The sequence below is a fragment of the Chryseobacterium lacus genome, from assembly GCF_003336205.1.
GTDB lineage: Bacteria > Bacteroidota > Bacteroidia > Flavobacteriales > Weeksellaceae > Chryseobacterium_A > Chryseobacterium_A lacus.
The window spans coordinates 156,914-175,482 of the sequence record NZ_QPIE01000002.1 but is presented as its reverse complement, the minus strand read 5'-3'; the positions used below and the strand labels follow the sequence as shown (position 1 = coordinate 175,482).

Below are 18,569 nucleotides of genomic sequence, written 5' to 3'. Positions count from 1 at the left end.
ATGAAAAAGATTATCATAGGAATAGTAATAATGCTGGCTTCACCCTCTGTGTGGGGGCAGTGGAAATCGGAAGGTTCTGACAATGTGTTTCAGCAGTCCGAAGATGAAGTGTATTATCAGGCTTACGGAGACACGACAGGGCCAGGAACAGGAGGTTTGGAAGGAGATGACCCCGCTGCCCCGATTGATGACTACCTTCCGGTGCTCATGGTCGCCGGTGTAGCCCTTGCCCTCTATGCAGTTCGCCAAAGGCAGGCTTTGCTCAATAAATAAAAAAACCATTTTTATTCAATACAACAGCAGGAACACCACCTGCTGTTTTTTATTAACTATTTTGCGGAACGGAAGAAAGTTTCAGAAGAAGTTTTTCGACCATATCAAAACTTGGCATTTTAGCTTAAGTAGTAATGTATAAAGCATATTGATATTGGGTTTTTTAGCGTTGATTTTCAATATGTCATAGTTTTAATATTTTATTTGATTTTATCGTATAAAAACTAGTTTTTTTTTATATATTTGTTTCTTATTAACATCTTAACTTAACTTTATGAAGAACTTTTATGAAAAAGGTCTGTCGTACGCAGTTCGACAGGCGTATTTGAAAGGCATTCTTCTGGCTTTTTTCCTTTTAGGATTAAGTTCAGTAAAAATGCAGGCGCAGGTAAGTGGCTATGTATTTTCACAATCCACAGGAACCTATAACAGTATTGCCGGTACAGGCACCTTGGTTCCCGGCAGTGAAGCATCGACCGGAACTACTAATGACGGAGCAGGCTGGAGCGTTACGATTCCGTTTAGTTTTGCTTTCAATGGCAGTAATTACACCTCGCTGTATGTGAATTCCAATGGAGGGGTAACTTTTGGCACCACCACAAGTACTACTTCTTCGGTGATCTCTGCATCCACAGCGTATGACGGCGCGATTGCGGTTATGAACAGGGATTTATGGGGTGTCTTTATTACTTCCGGAGTTACGACCAGCGGATCCAACGTCATTACCAATGTTGCCAATTTCTACGGACTTGAAGTAGGGAAGGCGCTCAATGCAGCCGATGGGATTCCTACCGGGGCAACCGTAACAGCGTTTGATACCGCAGCCGGTACCATTACGATGTCGGCGGCTGCTACCTCCAGTTCTGCTGCAGCTGTGGTTCGCTATGGCAGCGGTAAAGTTTTTACCCATACCGAAGGCACGGCTCCCAACAGGGTATTTGTGATCGAATGGTCAGGGTATAACGATTACGGAACAACTGTCGCGCTCAGCAACTATATGAGTTTCCAGCTCAGGCTTTCAGAAACCACCAATGTTGTTTCGATAGTTTATGGCGATCATTTCAACACGGCTACTACTGTGAGGACAAATCAGATTGGCCTGAGAGGTGCGAACAATTCGGATTTTAATAACAGAGTTTCCACTACGGGCTGGACCAATACTACTGTGGGTACTGCCAATAACTCTTCAGTATCGAGAGACGATGTTATTTTTCCGGCTTCAGGACTTACGTTTACCTGGACACCGAGCACCTGCATAGGCCCTTCCGGAATGTCCATTAATACGATCACTACCACTTCAGCAGGTTTAAGTTGGAATGCTCCGGCAAATCCTCCTGCGAGCGGCTATACGATTTATTACAGTACTACTGATGGTTCCCCATCTGTTTCTACGGTGCTGAACAGTTCCAACTCCATTCAGGTGCCTGCAGGATCAGTTTCTGCTATGCTTTCACCTCTCAGCCCGTCATCTGCTTATTATGTGTGGATCCGCAGCGAATGCAGTGCAACAGAAAGCAGCCAATGGAAGAATGCAGGAAGCTTTGCTACGGTATGTATACCTTCTACTATTCCATATTCTCAGAATTTTGATACCACACCGACAGGGTCTTCCACGGTTAATAATGCACCGGTTTGCTGGACGTATTATGAAACATCGGGTTCTACAGGATACGGATATGTTTCCTCAAGCTCTACGAATGTGCTATCTTCCCCAAATGCATATTACCTGTACCGGGCTTCTACTACAACGGGCCACGTGATGTTAATTTCCCCAGAGACTCCGACTTTAAGTACCGGAGCACACCGGGTGAGATTTTCTGCAAAAGCTACTGTCGCTGGTAAAGAACTGCAAGTTGGTACCATGACGGATCCCGCAAACATAGCCACTTTCACCGTTTTGCAAACCATTCCACTCACTACTACCTATACAGAGTATGATGTGAACTTCCCGGCAGGTACTGCGGCTTACTTTGCATTCAATAACGCCACTACCGGATCGGCAAGTTCAATCTATATTGACGATGTCTTTGTGGAGCCGATTCCATCCTGTTATCCTCCGGGAACATTAGCTTTTGGCGCAGTAAACTCAAGTACCGTTGCAGTAAACTGGAGTGCGCCGACTTCAGGAACTCCGGCGTCCTCTTATACTCTATATTACAGCACCACCAACACGGCGCCTGATGCTACGACAGTATTAAATGCAAGCAACTCTGTCACTGCCACAGGAACTTCGGGTACTATCACAGGGCTTACACCCAATACCACTTATTATGTGTGGATGAGAAGCAACTGTGGAGCTCCTGATGTCAGTTTATGGGTACCTGTCGGTACTGTTTTGACAGCTTGTACTGCGGTGTCTGCACCGTGGACTTACACCGTTGAAACGGCAACTGCTACTACCGGTGCCGTTATTGCAGACTGTTGGACCACCATACCTTCGAATACTACTTCTTTATACCGTTGGAATGTGGATGACTCCGGTTCTACGCCATCTTCAAGCACCGGGCCTTCGGGAGCGCACAGCGGCGTAAAATATTTCTATACTGAAGCATCAAGCGGCTCTACAGGAAGTATTGCGGAACTATATACTCCTTTTATTAATGTAAGCGCATTAACCACTCCGTCGGTACAATTTTATTATCACATGTACGGTTCAACAATGGGTGAATTAAGAGTGGATGTTTACGACGGTGCTTCCTGGAATAATGACCTGTTTGTGCTTACCGGACAACAGCAGACTTCAGATACTTCACCGTGGTTAAAAGCGACGGTTAATTTAGGATCATTGAACATTACCGGAGATATCAGGGTTCGTTTCAGAGCTTTTAGGGGTACGGATTTTTATGGTGATATGGCACTGGATGATATCTCAGTTGTTGAAGCTCCAACCTGCGTCGCACCTACGAACGTGAACGTGGTTTCCTTCCTGAGCACTACGGCTACTATAGGCTGGGATGCTGCCACCATTATTCCTGCCAACGGATATCAGGTTTATTATTCCACAGTGAATACTGCTCCTGATGGCACCACTGTTCTGGATGCTACCAATTCAGTCAATGCACCCGGACTGTCGGCTAACCTTACCGGGCTTACGCCGGCCACCACATATTATGTTTGGGTAAGATCCGATTGTGGGGCAGGCAATGTAAGCGACTGGACTCAGATTCCGGTTACTTTCGTGACCTTATGTGCTCCTGTGTCTACACTTTTCGAAAATTTTGATTCCTATGCTACAGGAAGCATTGTGCCGCAGTGCTGGGTTCGTATTGCACCAGCAACGGGTGCGGGATCTCAAACCATAAGCTCGTCTTCTAGCCCCGCTTCGGGATTGAGACACCTGTACCAGAATGCCTCTACTTCTCAAACACCTGTTATCGTGGTGTTGCCGGAATTTACTAACATCAACGCGGGAACGCACTGGCTGAGATTTCAGGCAAAAGTAAGCACGGCTCCAGGTGCACTGGAAGTGGGATATATGATGGATGTTACGGATGCCAATACCTTTGTCAACCTTACGACTCTGGATATTACCAATACTGCGTACGACGGCAATTATTACACTGTTCAGGTTCCAGCATGGGTTCCAGCCAATGCAAGACTGGCCGTAAGGAATCCTGCGGACGCGAAATCCTACTATTGGGATGATGTGTACTGGGAAGCGATACCAAGCTGTTATGCTCCTACAGATCTTGTATTGACTGGTGCAACTAGCTCCTCACTGGATATTTCTTGGAGTGCTCCTGTAGGATCCCCAACACCTGTTCAAGGTTATGAATACTATTATTCTCAGACAAACACCCCTCCTACTGCAGCCACCCCTGCTTCGGGAACAAGTTCTGCGACTTCGGTTAGCATCAACGGACTTACGGGCGATACGGTGTATTATGTGTGGGTAAGATCGGTATGCTCTGCTACGGATACCAGCAGCTGGAGTCCGGTGCTGGAAGCAACTACAGGATATTGTACACCAGTTCAATCCGGAACTTCTACCACCTATTATCTGGCGAATGCCACGACTACCGGTGCTATTACTGACCTTAATTATACCGCTACTTCACACCAAACTTATGTGAATACTGCAGAGGTATTTTCGGCTTATCCGACCCAGACCTTTGATTTCTTTCTGGATGGATCCGGAACCAGTACGTATTATTACTATATTTGGGTTGACTGGAACAATAACCTGAATTTTGATGATCCGGGTGAAACCATATTGGCAACGACTACAAAAGCAGCAACGCACACAGGTAATCTTATCATCCCTGCTGGAACTCCTGTCGGTATGTATCGGGTAAGAATTGGTTCTTCTTTCAGCGGAGTTCCTACCAATGCCTGTGGTGTAATAACTAGCGGTAATTATGTAGATGTTACATTGAATGTAGTTCCTCCTCCAAGCTGTGTAGCACCTACTAATATTCAGGTGACTAATGTAACTCACAACAGTGCTACCATTGGATGGGATGCGTCCATTACGCCGCCGGCGATGGGGTATGATATTTATTACAGCGCTACCAATACGCCGCCAACGGCAACTTCTGTTCCTCAGGTGCAGAATGCTCCGGGCCTTTCTGCAGACATTACCGGATTGGCACCGATAACGACCTACTATGTTTGGGTAAGATCGCACTGTTCAGGTACCGATCAGAGTGTATGGACTTCAGTTCCGGTAACCGTGGCAACGCTATGTCAGCCACCTTCTATTACAGGAACGACTTCCAGTACTTCTGCTACACCAATGTGTATGAACGATACCGCTACATTGACCGCCACTGCTGATGCAGGAGCCAATATTACCTGGTACGATGCGCCAACGGGCGGAACTGCAGTAGGAACAGGAGCAACCTTTACCACTCCGGCACTTGCTGCATCTACTAATTATTATGCTGCAGCCTCATTCGGAGGTACGCAGAGCGCAGCACTTACTAATGCTACTTCCACCACTGGATATACACAGGAAGCAGGTTTATTCTTTGATGCCTCTGCTTCATTCGTGCTGGAAGGGGTGTATGTATACCCAATAGGAACAGGCTCAGGTGATGTGGTCATTGCTTTACAGGACGGAAGTGTCTCGCCGGCGGTGACCCTTCAGACTGTGACCGTGACCCTTACCGGATCAGGGGCACCTTATGTAAAAACTTTTGTTCCTCTTAACTTCAATATTGTCCCCGGAACGAATTATAAACTCATGATGATGAGCAGATCCGGTGGCGTTGCCAGTTTGGTCAGAGAGTCCGGCTCGGCTTGGGGTACTTACCCTCTGACGATACCTTCTGTATTATCAATTACCAATGGTAACTGTTGTTCAGGGAATACTACTTCTGCCTCGTATTATTATTTCTATGACTGGCAGATCTCTACCAAGTGTGAAGGTGCGAGAGTACCTGTAGCTGTAGATGTCAATACAGGATGTAGCTTAAGTACTTCGGAAATTACGAAAGATGATCAGTCAGTAAAAGTATATCCAAATCCATTTACCGATGTGATCAATATTTCTGATACCAAGAATCTGAAATCCGTTACCGTAATGGATGCTTCGGGAAGAATGGTGAAAACCATTGATAATCCGGGTGCACAGATCCACTTAGGTGAATTGAAATCCGGGCTGTATCTCCTGAAACTGAGCTATGCAGACGGAAACACCAAAACGGTGAAAGTGATCAAGAGATAAACTCTGATTTTATTTGATTTTTTGAGCGGCCTTCGGGCCGCTTTTTTTGTTTTTTTAAAAGGAACAAACGGAGTTTGTACTATAAAAGCATCCGAATGATGCCGCTACTTTATTTAATTTATTTAACTTTGAAATACATAAATCGCTTATCATGAGAACTTTAAACACTATGCTTCTTGCTGTATTGGTTAGTACAACACTTTTAATGACCTGTAATCATACGGCGGACGAAATGCACGGGCAACAGCAATTAGACGCCGCTATTGCAACCCTGCGAACGAATCTGGAAAAGGAGCTGGGACATGATGTTCCCTCCATCAGTGTTCTGGTGGAAAGCCCCAACGGCACTTTTTTCACAAGTTCAGCAGGCAAAAACGGAAAAGCCATTACCGAAAATACCCATTTCCGTTTTGCCAGCAATACCAAAAATTTCACGGCGACTGCGATTTTAAAGATGATGCAGGACGGATGGCTCCATATTGATGACAACATCACCTCATATATCCCGTCCACTACAGAACCCTATGTTCCCAACAGTCCCGAATGGGCGATTCCTCACAAAAATGAGATCACCATAAAACAACTTTTGCAACATAATGGCGGTGTATATGACGTAAGCAACGATCCTGTTCCGGGTTTTGGCGGACTTCCTTATGTGGAATATATGCTGGAAAATTCACCCCTTCATCAGTTTACAGCCACAGAATTAGTGAACCAGATCACCATCCATAATTTGTCTTATGGCGCTCCGGATCAGGTGTATCATTATTCCAACACCGGTTACACCATTTTGGGGGAAATTATCGCAAGAGTATATTCCGCCCGGGCAGGGCAGCCTAAAACCTACGGCGATTATCTGAAGGATAAAATACATGGTGCAAGTTCCAAGGTTCCGTTAAACCTCTATTTCGTGGAAAATTCTACCGATCAGCAGCTTCCTTCACCTTATATTACGGGGATGATTCAATATCCCACGAACACAGTAATCACGGATAAAATAAATGCATCTCCTCATGTGGCGGAAGGAAATGGCGTAGGGACAATGGCTATGCTGAACCGGTATATCCGCACACTGATGAAAGGGGAAAATGTGCTGAACAAAACTTCTGTCACTTTGATGCAAACTGCTGAAGGGCCGGCCAATACACCGCAGACTCATTATGCTTTGGGTTGTTCCCGTCATCCAGTATTAGGATACGGACATAACGGTGCTACTGAAGGGTATCTTTCCACCATGATGTACGATCCCATCACCGATGTTTCTGTGATTGTCGTGATCCCTTACTGGGACTTAACCGACGGCAGTACATCACTCAATAAATGTCTTCAGGCGCTTGTAAAAGCAGGGCTTGCCGGCAGAGAAGCGCTGGGTTACTTTTAAATTAATTAGCGGTACATAATGCTTTAAATAATTTAAAGAAAATTCTGGCCAAAGAGTAACTAAATGACGAATTATTGTTACCAACAACTGTTGAAAAGCTGGTCAGGTTTTTTCAAAAGACTGGTCAGGTTTTCAAAAAGGCTGGTCAGATTTCTTGTCAAACATCGTATGAAAATCAGAAAAGCTGGTCAGGATTTTCTAAAGTCTGGTCAGGATTTTAACATTGGCTGGTCAAGACTTTTATCTTCCGGTTTTAACAGAATAAGGATATAACACTATTATGATTTGTTCACACCGGAAAAATATTAACTTTATATTTTACGGTTCAGTGCTCAATTTCTGCCTTTCGGTGTGAAATATTATTATTTGTATGGAAACCGCGATACATTTGTATCAGAAAAATCACCCATGTCGCGAAAAAGCTTTAAAATCATTTTGTGGATAACGTTTCTGACCGGGACCGTCATCTTTGCTTTTTTCACTCCAGAAAAAACAATCGAAACCTATCTTTTGAATATCCTGATTGCCGGTGTATACACTGTCACCATCGCCTTGGGAAACGGAATGGTCAACAGCTATCTGTCGCGCCACTTCTCATGGGTAGAGCAAACCAAAACCCGTGCGATTCTCGGAATAGTGGCCACGATTTTGGTCAATTTCATATTGGTCCTGTTCTGTAATTATATCAATCTGATCGTGATTCAGAAAAGGGAGTTCACCGGTTTTTTTACCGGAAACATGGGATTTTTCAACTGGCTGGGGATTAATATTGCATTGCTGATATCGGCTGTCCTGCATGCTAAAGGATTCATTGAAGAATGGAAAAAGTCTACCCGCAAAGAAGTTGTGGAACAGAAACTGATTGCACGCTCGGCCAACGCACAGTTTGAAAGCCTGAAAAATCAGCTAGATCCTCATTTTCTTTTTAATTCGCTGAATGTTTTAAGCGCACTCATCGATGAAAACCCCCATCAGGCACAACATTTTACGGGCGCAATGTCTAAAATTTACCGATATGTCCTCGAACAGAAAGACAAGGAACTGGTTACAGTGGCGGAAGAACTGGACTTTGCACAAACCTATTGCGACCTGCTGGAAACCCGTTTTGAAGACAGTGTGAGTTTCCGTTTCGATGTAGCTGAGCAGGATTTACAATCGTTTGTAGTGCCGCTTTCCCTTCAGTTGTTATTGGAGAATTGTATTAAACATAATTTTGCAACCTCACAAAATCCACTGTTCGTAAAAATCTATTCCGAAAACGGATTTCTGCTCATCGAAAACAACCTACAGGTACGCGAACAGGTGAAAGAAAGTGCAGGAATTGGCTTGTCGAATATCGTTCAGCGGTATGCACTCTTAACACCAGAAAATGTTTTTATCGAAAAATCTGCGGACTTTTTCCGCGTAAAAATACCTATACTAACCCAAAAAACAGCTGTTATGACTACACAAAATCCCCACGAATCGCTGGCGTACGACCGCGCCTCCAAAAGAGTAAAAGAACTGAAAGGATTTTACGGAAACCTTATTTCGTACTGTCTTGTGATCCCTTTCCTGATCTTTGTCAATCTGTACACCGTTCCGCAATACCACTGGTTCTGGTGGCCGATGTTAGGTTGGGGAATTGGCTTGGCGTCGCACGCATTTCAGGTTTTTGGCATCGGGCGGCATTGGGAAGAGAAACAGATTCAGAAAATCCTAGAAAAAGAAAAAAATGGAAACGCCTGACCCGGAACATTTACACCGTCTGGCGATCCGGAAAAGAACGAGGAAAATCATGGGATTTTACGTTCACCTGGCAGTGTATCTCTATGTGAATCTCGTCATCCTGTTCAGTTTCCGGTTGAATCTCGCTCCCGAATCCAGTACGAAACCCGGTTTCCATTTCATCGTTTTCGTGCTTTGGGGAACAGTGGTTGTAATCCACGCCGTGAGCCTTTTTATGCCCGGAATCAGAAAATGGGAATCCCGCAAGACAGAAGAATTTACCCATCAATATTTGAAAAATCAAGATCATGGAAAATCCTGACCACAACAATGAAAGATATTTAGCCGCAAAACGCCGTGTGAAAGAGATGAAATCGTTTTATATCCACGCAACTGTGTACGTTTTCGTTAATCTGTTTATTATTGTACAGAATGTTCGGGGCGGAGGCCATTGGACGGACATGAACAATTACTGGACAGCTCTTTTCTGGGGAATCGGTTTGCTGGCACATGCGCTCAGCGTTTTTATGCCGCGCTTCTTTCTGGGAAAAGACTGGGAAGAAAGGAAAATAAAAGAACTGATGGATAAATACAGACAGTAAAAAATGCTGATGATCCGAACCGTTATTATAGAAGATGAAAAACCGGCAGCCAGAAAACTTGCCAGGTTATTGAGCCTGTTTACCGAACTGGAAGTGGTAACAACCCTCCATTCCGTGCAGGAAAGTGTGGCCTGGCTGTCTGAAAACGATCATCCGGATCTCATCTTTACCGATATTGTTTTAGGCGACGGCCTGTCGTTCGATATTTTTGAGCAACTGCCTACCAAAAGTTTCCTGATTTACACTACCGCTTTCGATCAGTACACTTTAAAAGCATTCAAACTGAACTCTATCGACTATCTTCTCAAACCTATTTCCGAAGAAGACCTTCGCCAGGCCATAGATAAATACAAAAGTTTTTTACCTGCTGACCGGCCTCATAATATGCGGGAAATAAAAACGCTGATGAAAGAAGAAAAGCAGCAGCTCTCGAGGATTCTGGTAAAAATCGGTTACAATCTGAAGATTGTGCAGACGAATGAGGTTTCGTGTTTTTTCAGCGAAAATAAAATGGTCTATCTGCAGACCAGGGAACGCGCTTTCCCGACAGATTTTACGTTAGACGAACTCGAAACCGTGCTGGATCCGGAAAAGTTCTTTCGGGTGAACCGCCAATATATCATTCATTGCGATTATATTAAAAACATCCACACTTCACCTTATTACAAAGTTGATCTGGAGTTCCAGCCCGACACCGAAATCACCGTGAGCCGCGACCGTGTGCGGGATTTTAAGGACTGGCTGAGTGGGTGAATTCGATTCTATTTCAAATTACCTGATTTATTTTATATTTGTTGATTAATTTGTCTAATAATGAATTGTTTATATGAAAAAGCGAGTAAAATGTTGCGATCAGAATGCCAGAGACTAATGCTAGTGGGTTTCGTTGTGTCTGGATTGGATTCAGGATTTTTGAGTGCCCAGCAAACCAAGGTACAGTATGAAACAGGGATGTCTTCATTGACCCCTTCCAAAGGAGTGTCCGGTGGGTGTGCGAAGCCGGAGAAGTTGAATAATTTATGTGTAGATATTGCTGAGAGAGTTGAAGAACCTATTGAAAGCCCCTTCGCTTACCGATATGAGCGATTAGTACATGAAGCGGCTTGTGCCGACCCAGAAAAAGATTCTGAAGATCTAATTAACAGAAAAATTCAAAGCATGTGGGTTAAATTAGACCCCAAATGTAATAATGCAAATTTCGATGTTCCAAGAGGAAGTGTACTCAAATATTCAATACTCACAAGAAATTATGATTTCATCTCTTTGGCTGCAGAGATTTGGAAAGTAAACCTCAATGCAATTGATCCATCGGACAATAGAACACTGTTGGATTACATTCAGAAAGAGGCTGAAAGAAATAAAGGCACGAAAGCACAAACAATTTTGAAAGGTTATTATAAAACTTTGAGAGAATTAGGTGCTAAGCACCGTTCAGAGTTATAAAAACATCTTGTAAGCAAGATAACCCAACCACAGTAAAGCTTTGTTGTGTTTTATTCATTCTCATCTGTGGCAATAAAATAGCCATTTCGGCCAAAAGCTTTTACCAGCTTTTTTTCCCAAGAGGCCGATCCGCGGAAATAGAGTTGAAACTGATCATGATCTGTTGTAGAAGTTCCGGGAGATCCACACCATGTTATCACACGCATGACCGAGCCGGGTTGGGCTTCGAAATACAGCTGACCGTCCTTCTTTAATGATTTAATGTGATCCAAAGAGACGTATTGAGAAACTTCGTACGCAGCCCCGTTCATTTCGCGAAGGAAAACGGTAAGAGAGATCATTTTGGTATCCGGGCTGATGCGGAAAGGCTCCACAATAATAAGGGAAGAGCTCTGGTCAGGCTGCTGAATTTGACCGATCACCTCCTGAAGCAGGGCTTTATTTAACAACTTCTGAATATCCTGAAGTTGGGCATTCGCTCCCGGGGTTATGAGGAGTACAGTAAAAAGTAACCATTTTCTCATGATGATTTTTTAGTATTCAGATTTTTTCTGGTGATATGTGTCAGTGACACATGATTATGAGAAGAAATAAGATTGTTTTTGGATTACAGTAGGTTCAAAAAATCTGAATTAAACCAGGATCCCGGCACTGGACTTTCGGTCATAAAGTTATAACGGTGCTCACCGGAATAACGGCCGATCCCTTTCAGAAATTCTTTTCGGCCGGCATAGAAGTCCAATCCGCTGGTTACAATATTTTCTGAAACTGCATTGCAAATATTTACAGCTACTTCTTCAGGAGAAAGATGATTCTCATTTCTGGGTGCAAATGTATGCATTTCAGTGTCTATCATTTGAATGCCAGCAACGTTCCATGGGAATTCACAGGATTGCGCCATACATCCAATAATGTCCGGGCATATATAGCTGCTGCACAGCCAGTTCTGCCAGAAGGCTAACAGGATGTTGCCGTTGCTGATGACCCCCAGTTCATAACAGTTGTCTAAGAGAGATCCCTCTGCAGCAATGATAAGCTGATTCCCGGTGCTGCTTTCTTCATCATAAATGGTAAAGTTCACCTCTAGAATCTTAGCAAGAACACGACCGAGTATCTCCGAATCCCGGTCGGGTAGGGCAGCAATTTCTGTGATATTAACGGAGTGCGTGCTGAAAAACGTCTTCGCTATTACCGCCCATGTTTTAATGGATTCATAGGTGTGCACTACAGAAACATAACGTCCCCCGGAAGATTGTTTTTTGTTCTCATGACAATCTAGTACTGCGCTTCCGTATTGGATAAACTGCCAGACTCTGATGTGTGTCCTCAGGCTTTCTACCTGATAGCAGCGTTCCAGCATTTCCCGCAATTCAATGATTTTAAGAGTGGGAACTTCGCTTTGATTCTCCTTCAGCTGTGCTTCAGGGAAGGAAGTTAGGACTTCAATATCTTCCTTTACACCTTCTCTTTCTCCGCAAAATATTTTATATTTACATAGCAGGTAGCTGCACCAAAAATCAGGCGTCAGCCTCTGCGTAAGTGCGCCAATGGCTTTCTGAAACTCGGTCATATGACCATAACATAACGCTAAATCATAAAGGGCGTCGGGATTCTCAGGATGCAACTGCAGGGATTTTTCAAAGAATAATGCGGCTAGAGCCCATTGTTGTCCTTCAAAATAGAGGTAGCCCAATTCATCAAAAAGGACAGGGTTATCCAGATTCTCGGCTATTTCTGTAAAAAGTTCCTGAGCACCGGGGGCATCAAGCTGGGCAGTAACAGCAGCGGCCAACTGATAAAGAGGAACGTAATCTGCATCTTTAATAAATCCTGCAGTAAGCGCAAAAAAACAATCCTCGTAACGGCCTTTCTGATAGAGCTCCTGAGCGTTCAGCCAATCCTGATAAGCGGGAGAATTGCTTTTTTTTTCAAAATTCATTAACATATTTGGAGTTCTAACTGGGACGTTTCGGGATGATTATGTCTTATTTTATTATTTTTAGGCGAGAAAAAACTTTACCAGGATAAGATCCGTTCCCCCAAAAAATAGGTTTTTCTTTGTTCCGGATTTACTACAGCCTGCGCACGGTCGTATTTACCATTTTTATATTTCATGGCAATGATCAGTTTGTATTTTCCCTTCTCGCCGGTCACTTTTTGAATTTCACCTTTATAATCGGTTTCTATGCCCCACCACTCCAGCTCATCTGCTGGAACCATGTGACGTTGAAAATAACCGGCGCCATCTGCTGACAATAGAACTTTAGGTTCGCCCTTCCCTTCGTACAGATATTCACCTACCAGTCCTTCTTCACGGACTCCCGAAATATAAAAATAAGTCTTTCCATCCATGGTATATTCCTTTACTCCGTCAGGCAAGCTATAGGTTAGCGGGGCATAAAGATTAAATGTTTCCACTGTGCCGTTTTGGTTCGTGATGGTAACGGATCGGTCTTTTCCTTTTTCCAGAACTGCACCATATTTTGAAACATACTGACCTTCGGTGTTTTTTGGAAACGAAATCTGAAAATCCCATCCGGTTACTTCCGCTGCCTGTTCTCCAACCACCACATTCACTTCATTTTGAGTGATGCTGTTTCTGTATCTTCCGCTTTCTTGCGCTAAGGTGAGGGTAGAAATGAAAACTAAGGATGACAATAAATGCTTTTTCATGATTAAAAATTTTTATCTGTTTTGTTTTTTAACAGGATTCTTGTAGCTTAATGAATCGGCAGCGCGAATTCTAAAGTTTAGAATAAGTTTAAAATACGAAAATCATTCGCCTTTTGTTTCTTAAAATAAATCTTCATCTATGAGTTTTGCGCCTTTCAGTGTTGCCATGTGCGTAAGAGCTTTGCTGAATCTATCTGCCAAATCTTTTTTCCCCCCGATATATAGTTTAAGATAACGGTTTTTTCCTTTGCTGGTCAATCCTGTCTTTATGATAATGTCATTAAATTCTTGGTCAATATTTATTTCTGTAATATTTTTCCAGGCAATTTTATCATCTATAGAAATATATTTGTCGCCAAACCAATATTTGTATGCAAATAAAATACCTTCTGTGCTGAAGTTAATTGAAATTAACTCATGACTAATGTCATAATGATATACCGACCTCAATGGTCTAATATCTGTTTTTTTTGAATTCAGCCAGTCAATAGTTTGTTCGGCTGTCTGGGCGTTACTATATACACAAAATAAAAGTAACGCCAATAGGGTGATCAACTTTTTCATAATTATTTTTATAGTATCTGTTTTAAATAAGCGAAAGTCTTTACTTGGATGTTTTAATATATATAATTATACATAAAGATGCCAGGGGTCACGACCAAATTGTTTATAACGGTATATTTTTAATATTCTATAAAAAATTCAGTTGTTCCGGCGCATATACGAGTGTGAATAAATGCTGCGACGTTCCAAAAAGGATTTTAATTTTCAATTGCCTGTTCCAGTTACATAGCTGATGGGTTATACCCGGAAATGAAGATTTTCTATTCGCATAGATATCTGAAATGTTGGAGAATTAGGGGGTTCCAATCTCTGTTGTAGTCAGCAATTTGTTTTCTGCGTTCATTTTCTGCCTCCTCCCATGATGGATAGGGTCCCCACGCGATGGTGCGGTTGATGTTCATAAAACCTCTTTGTTTGGCGTGATTGCTTGGTAGTAATCTCTCAGTTGATTGGTGACGCTGGTGCTAGGCACACTATAGTCACCGCAGTTGATCCGCACTACATTACTTACAACGGGTTGCATATTGAGTTTCGCCTTTTCGTTTTGAGGAAGATGCTCCCAGCCTACGGCAAAATAATAAACGGTTTCATTGGCTTCCTGAGCAAAAGTGTGCGTTGTCAGCAGCAAAGAGCAGCAAAGTAAATTTTTAATGTTTTCATAATATTAAGTTTTTAAGAGCTAATAAGGTGAGAATCTTATTCAATACATGGTTGTAAAATTAAAAAAAAATAGAAAATACAAGCAAGGTATGTATAAAAATGAAACAATTGTAGGGGTTAAAACTAAATGTAAAGATAACACTTAAGCAACCAAGCGACCCAAAGGCCGCTTGGTTGTCTGATATGTGTTTAATTAATGCCCGTACATTCTGTTGTACAGGTTGATGAAATATTCTTTGATGGCTTTTCTTTTTAATTTGAGGGTAGGGGTCAGCAGTCCCGTTTCTATAGACCACACTTCAGGGGTCAATTCAAATTTTTTGATCTGCTCCCAGCTTCCCAGTTTGGTATTCAGATAATCGATTTCCTTTTCGATGCGCGCTCTCAGTTCAGGGCTATTCGCCATTTCCTGCGGTGTATTTCCGATTTTGTATTCCTTCCTTTCGGCCCAGCTTTTGGCAAAATTGAAATCCGGCTGTACCAGTGCAGTCGGCATTTTTTCGCCGTCTCCCACTACCATGATTTGCTCAATAAATTTCGATGCTTTCGCCATGTTTTCAATCACCTGAGGCGCAATATATTTTCCTCCGGAAGTTTTGAACATTTCTTTTTTTCTGTCGGTAATGTGAAGGAAGCCTTCGTCGTCAATATGCCCGATGTCGCCGGTTTTAAAGTATCCGTCTTCGGTGAATGTTTCTGCAGTCATTTCGTCATTTTTAAAATATCCTTTGAAAACACTCGGTCCTTTCACGGTAATTTCACCGTCCGGCTGAATTTTTACATCCAGATTATCCAGCGGGTGTCCCACGGTTCCTACTTTCATGCGGTCAAAAGAATTCACAGAAATTACCGGCGAAGTTTCTGTAAGTCCGTATCCTTCCAGAATCGGAATCCCGGCATTCTGAAACATATTATTGAGTCGGGCAGATAATGCAGCCGAACCGGAAACCAAAGTGATGATATTTCCGCCCAGGCCTTCGCGCCATTTACTGAATACGAGTTTGTCTGCAATGATTTCCTTGAGGCCGGAAGGTTTCCCGATGGATTTCTTGGCTTTATTTACACCGAGGGCCCACAAAAATATTTTCGATTTCAGTCCGCCTGCACTGGTTCCTTTATCATATATTTTATCATATACTTTTTCAATCAGCCTTGGCACTACGCTCATATAATGAGGCTTCACTTCTTTAATGTTATCGCCCATTTTTTCGATACTCTCCGCAAAATAAATGGAAAAACCATTGAGCTGGAACAGATAAAAAAGCATCCTTTCAAAAATATGACAGATAGGTAAAAAGCTCAATACCCGAACATCCTGATAATTCAGCCCTTTTTCCCGGGGAATCCTGTGGTCAGACGCCAGTACATTGGAAACAATATTATGATGGGTGAGCATCACTCCTTTTGGTTTTCCGGTCGTTCCGGAAGTGTAAATGATGGTGGCGAGATCTTCCGGCTGGATCGTATTGGCAATATCTTCTACTTCATTTTGGCGCGCCTTATCTTCTCCTAAATCCAACACTTCCTGCCAATGTGCAGCACCTTCAATGCGGTCGAACGTAAAAACACCCTGTAAGGAAGGAACATGTGGTTTGGCAACATGAACTTTTTCTAAAAGTGCCTTGTCCGATACAAAACAGTATTTTACCTCAGCATTATTAAAAATATAGACATAATCTTCTGGGCTGATGGTAGGATATACAGGTACGCTGATGGCACCGATCTGAAGAATTCCGAAATCCATAATAGCCCATTCTGTTCGGGTGGCAGTTGTGATCACAGCAATTTTATCTCCCGGCATGATGCCCAGTTCCAACAGGCCGCGCGAGATTTTATTTCCCAGATTCAGGTATTGCTGAGTGGATGTTTTTTTCCATTCGCCGTCGTATTTCGTGACGAACAAATCTTCTTTCGGGAATTTGGCATGAACATGACGGGCGATATCGAATAATCTTCTGATAGACATAGCGGTATTTTTTTATAAATGAGGAAATGTTAAGGGTAAATTTATAATTTTTTATTCAACTGCCCAATGAAAAAGAATATTTTTAAGGTTCTTCTAAAAAGCGTAAATTTGACGGCAAAACAAAAATCAATATATGAACTTTAACTTATCTGAAGAACACGTAATGATACAGCAGGCTGCCAGAGATTTTGCGCAGAATGAACTCCTGCCAGAAGTTATCGAAAGAGACACTCATCAGACGTTTCCTGCAGCGCAGGTGAAGAAAATGGGAGAAATGGGATTTCTGGGAATGATGGTGGATCCAAAATACGGAGGTGCCGGAATGGACAGCATTTCGTATGTTCTTGCGATGGAGGAAATTGCTAAAGTAGATGCTTCGGCGGCCGTGGTAATGTCGGTTAACAATTCACTGGTATGTGCAGGATTGGAAAAATACTGTAACGAAGACCAAAAAATGAAATATCTGGTGCCGTTGGCCAGTGGCGAGGTGATCGGTGCATTTGCACTTTCCGAACCGGAAGCGGGTTCCGATGCGACTTCCCAGAAAACAACCGCCGTGGATATGGGTGACCATTACCTTCTGAACGGAACAAAAAACTGGATTACCAACGGGGGTACAGCTTCTTATTATATTGTGATCGCACAAACTGACCCTGAGAAGAAACACAAAGGAATCAACGCTTTCATCGTGGAAAGAGGTTGGGAAGGTTTTGAAATTGGTCCGAAAGAAGATAAACTCGGCATTAGAGGCTCTGATACGCATTCTTTGCTTTTTACGGATGTAAAAGTTCCGAAAGAAAACAGAATCGGAGACGACGGTTTCGGTTTCAATTTCGCTATGGGCGTTCTGAACGGCGGCCGTATCGGTATTGCTTCCCAGGCTTTAGGAATTGCTTCAGGTGCTTACGAACTGGCGTTGAAATATGCCAAAGAACGTAAAGCGTTCGGAACAGAAATCATCAACCATCAGGCGATTGCATTTAAACTGGCGGATATGGCAACTCAAATCACGGCAGCACGAATGCTTTGTCTGAAAGCGGCAAGCGAGAAAGATCAAGGAAAAGATATTTCGGAAAGTGGTGCTATGGCCAAGCTTTATTCTTCTCAGGTAGCGATGGACACCACCATCGAAGCGGTACAGATTCACGGCGGATATGGCTATGTGAAGGAATATCATGTGGAAAGAATGATGCGTGATGCCAAAATTACTCAGATCTATGAAGGAACTTCAGAGATTCAGAAAATCGTGATCTCCCGTTCTATTGCAAAAAAATAATACAACAACAACGCTTACTCATAAGTCCTTTCAGATGTGCTGGAAGGATTTTTATTTTATTAATTTTGATGCCATGAAAAAATACATTCTACGGCGAGAAGGCGTTTTTCGCCTTTTGTCACTGATGGCGGTAGCCGTTTCCGTCTTTCTGCCCGATCTCTACATGAAAATGGGATTGCTCCTGCTCGGCATCCTGGGCCTTGCCGTGGTTTCCTACGCTAGGGAGCAGAAAATCGGCCTAGTTATTTTTTCAGTCGCTTTTATCACAACTTTAGTCGTTTGTTATCTGATTTTAAACGGCTACAGGATTGGTGGAATGGGATAAGACGACAGCGATAGTAGTAAGAGCGAATTGC

The 18,569-nt window shown here is 43.0% G+C and carries 15 protein-coding genes; 10 read left to right on the top strand and 5 right to left on the bottom strand.

All coding sequences use genetic code 11. The features are described from left to right. The 8 genes from DQ356_RS02855 to DQ356_RS02820 all read left to right on the top strand — a co-directional run bounded on the left by DQ356_RS02855 (window position 1) and on the right by DQ356_RS02820 (window position 11,074). Window positions 1-273, top strand: coding sequence for a hypothetical protein (locus tag DQ356_RS02855; protein ID WP_114302956.1), 273 nt, complete (start codon window positions 1-3; stop codon window positions 271-273). Window positions 274-547: 274 nt separating this feature from the next. Then, window positions 548-5,941 (top strand): fibronectin type III domain-containing protein, encoded by a 5,394-nt coding sequence (locus DQ356_RS02850; protein ID WP_114302955.1) that lies wholly within the window; start codon window positions 548-550, stop codon window positions 5,939-5,941. A gap of 151 nt (window positions 5,942-6,092) precedes the next feature. After that, complete coding sequence (locus DQ356_RS02845; RefSeq protein WP_114302954.1) at window positions 6,093-7,322, top strand: serine hydrolase domain-containing protein; 1,230 nt, start codon at window positions 6,093-6,095, stop codon at window positions 7,320-7,322. 408 nt (window positions 7,323-7,730) lie between these two features. Then, complete coding sequence (locus tag DQ356_RS02840) at window positions 7,731-9,050, top strand: 2TM domain-containing protein (RefSeq protein ID WP_114302953.1); 1,320 nt, start codon at window positions 7,731-7,733, stop codon at window positions 9,048-9,050. Beyond that, window positions 9,037-9,351, top strand: coding sequence for a 2TM domain-containing protein (locus tag DQ356_RS02835; protein WP_114302952.1), 315 nt, complete (start codon window positions 9,037-9,039; stop codon window positions 9,349-9,351). The genes DQ356_RS02840 and DQ356_RS02835 overlap by 14 nt, the downstream gene beginning before the upstream one ends. Next, entirely contained in the window at window positions 9,338-9,631 is a 294-nt protein-coding gene (locus tag DQ356_RS02830) for a 2TM domain-containing protein (RefSeq protein WP_114302951.1), read from the top strand. Before DQ356_RS02835 ends, DQ356_RS02830 begins: the two co-directional genes overlap by 14 nt. Window positions 9,632-9,640: 9 nt before the next feature. Then, window positions 9,641-10,384: a LytR/AlgR family response regulator transcription factor gene (locus DQ356_RS02825; protein ID WP_114303148.1), complete on the top strand. Its 744-nt coding sequence runs from the start codon at window positions 9,641-9,643 to the stop codon at window positions 10,382-10,384. Window positions 10,385-10,501: 117 nt separating this feature from the next. Then, window positions 10,502-11,074 (top strand): hypothetical protein, encoded by a 573-nt coding sequence (locus DQ356_RS02820; protein ID WP_147267609.1) that lies wholly within the window; start codon window positions 10,502-10,504, stop codon window positions 11,072-11,074. A 50-nt stretch (window positions 11,075-11,124) separates the two neighbouring features. Here DQ356_RS02820 and DQ356_RS02815 read toward each other — a convergent pair whose 3' ends face one another. From DQ356_RS02815 to DQ356_RS02790, 5 genes are all read right to left on the bottom strand, one after another. Next, window positions 11,125-11,598, bottom strand: a complete 474-nt coding sequence (locus DQ356_RS02815; RefSeq protein WP_114302949.1) for a hypothetical protein — start codon at window positions 11,596-11,598, stop codon at window positions 11,125-11,127. 83 nt (window positions 11,599-11,681) lie between these two features. After that, a complete protein-coding gene (locus DQ356_RS02810; protein ID WP_114302948.1) occupies window positions 11,682-13,013 on the bottom strand; it encodes a tetratricopeptide repeat protein in 1,332 nt (443 codons plus the stop codon). Window positions 13,014-13,090: 77 nt separating this feature from the next. Then, a complete protein-coding gene (locus DQ356_RS02805; protein WP_114302947.1) occupies window positions 13,091-13,747 on the bottom strand; it encodes a hypothetical protein in 657 nt (218 codons plus the stop codon). Window positions 13,748-13,867: 120 nt separating this feature from the next. Then, window positions 13,868-14,311 carry a hypothetical protein gene (locus DQ356_RS02800; RefSeq protein ID WP_114302946.1) on the bottom strand — a complete coding sequence of 148 codons (444 nt, stop codon included), beginning with the start codon at window positions 14,309-14,311 and terminating at the stop codon, window positions 13,868-13,870. Window positions 14,312-15,164: 853 nt separating this feature from the next. Further along, entirely contained in the window at window positions 15,165-16,937 is a 1,773-nt protein-coding gene (locus DQ356_RS02790; protein WP_114302944.1) for an AMP-dependent synthetase/ligase, read from the bottom strand. A gap of 133 nt (window positions 16,938-17,070) precedes the next feature. On the opposite strand from DQ356_RS02790, the gene DQ356_RS02785 reads away from it, so the two are divergent. Then, a complete protein-coding gene (locus DQ356_RS02785) occupies window positions 17,071-18,213 on the top strand; it encodes an acyl-CoA dehydrogenase (protein WP_114302943.1) in 1,143 nt (380 codons plus the stop codon). A 34-nt stretch (window positions 18,214-18,247) separates the two neighbouring features. After that, window positions 18,248-18,538: a hypothetical protein gene (locus DQ356_RS02780; RefSeq protein WP_114302942.1), complete on the top strand. Its 291-nt coding sequence runs from the start codon at window positions 18,248-18,250 to the stop codon at window positions 18,536-18,538. Window positions 18,539-18,569 lie beyond the last annotated feature (31 nt).

Excerpts from the sequence above, each read along its gene's own strand:
- DQ356_RS02855 (WP_114302956.1), top strand. The coding sequence starts at position 1 with ATGAAAAAGATTATCATAGGAATAGTAATAATGCTGGCTTCACCCTCT.
- DQ356_RS02850 (WP_114302955.1), top strand. The coding sequence starts at position 548 with ATGAAGAACTTTTATGAAAAAGGTCTGTCGTACGCAGTTCGACAGGCG.
- DQ356_RS02845 (WP_114302954.1), top strand. The coding sequence starts at position 6,093 with ATGAGAACTTTAAACACTATGCTTCTTGCTGTATTGGTTAGTACAACA.
- DQ356_RS02840 (WP_114302953.1), top strand. The coding sequence starts at position 7,731 with ATGTCGCGAAAAAGCTTTAAAATCATTTTGTGGATAACGTTTCTGACC.
- DQ356_RS02835 (WP_114302952.1), top strand. The coding sequence starts at position 9,037 with ATGGAAACGCCTGACCCGGAACATTTACACCGTCTGGCGATCCGGAAA.
- DQ356_RS02830 (WP_114302951.1), top strand. The coding sequence starts at position 9,338 with ATGGAAAATCCTGACCACAACAATGAAAGATATTTAGCCGCAAAACGC.
- DQ356_RS02825 (WP_114303148.1), top strand. The coding sequence starts at position 9,641 with ATGATCCGAACCGTTATTATAGAAGATGAAAAACCGGCAGCCAGAAAA.
- DQ356_RS02820 (WP_147267609.1), top strand. The coding sequence starts at position 10,502 with ATGCTAGTGGGTTTCGTTGTGTCTGGATTGGATTCAGGATTTTTGAGT.
- DQ356_RS02815 (WP_114302949.1), bottom strand. The coding sequence starts at position 11,598 with ATGAGAAAATGGTTACTTTTTACTGTACTCCTCATAACCCCGGGAGCG.
- DQ356_RS02810 (WP_114302948.1), bottom strand. The coding sequence starts at position 13,013 with ATGAATTTTGAAAAAAAAAGCAATTCTCCCGCTTATCAGGATTGGCTG.
- DQ356_RS02805 (WP_114302947.1), bottom strand. The coding sequence starts at position 13,747 with ATGAAAAAGCATTTATTGTCATCCTTAGTTTTCATTTCTACCCTCACC.
- DQ356_RS02800 (WP_114302946.1), bottom strand. The coding sequence starts at position 14,311 with ATGAAAAAGTTGATCACCCTATTGGCGTTACTTTTATTTTGTGTATAT.
- DQ356_RS02790 (WP_114302944.1), bottom strand. The coding sequence starts at position 16,937 with ATGTCTATCAGAAGATTATTCGATATCGCCCGTCATGTTCATGCCAAA.
- DQ356_RS02785 (WP_114302943.1), top strand. The coding sequence starts at position 17,071 with ATGAACTTTAACTTATCTGAAGAACACGTAATGATACAGCAGGCTGCC.
- DQ356_RS02780 (WP_114302942.1), top strand. The coding sequence starts at position 18,248 with ATGTGCTGGAAGGATTTTTATTTTATTAATTTTGATGCCATGAAAAAA.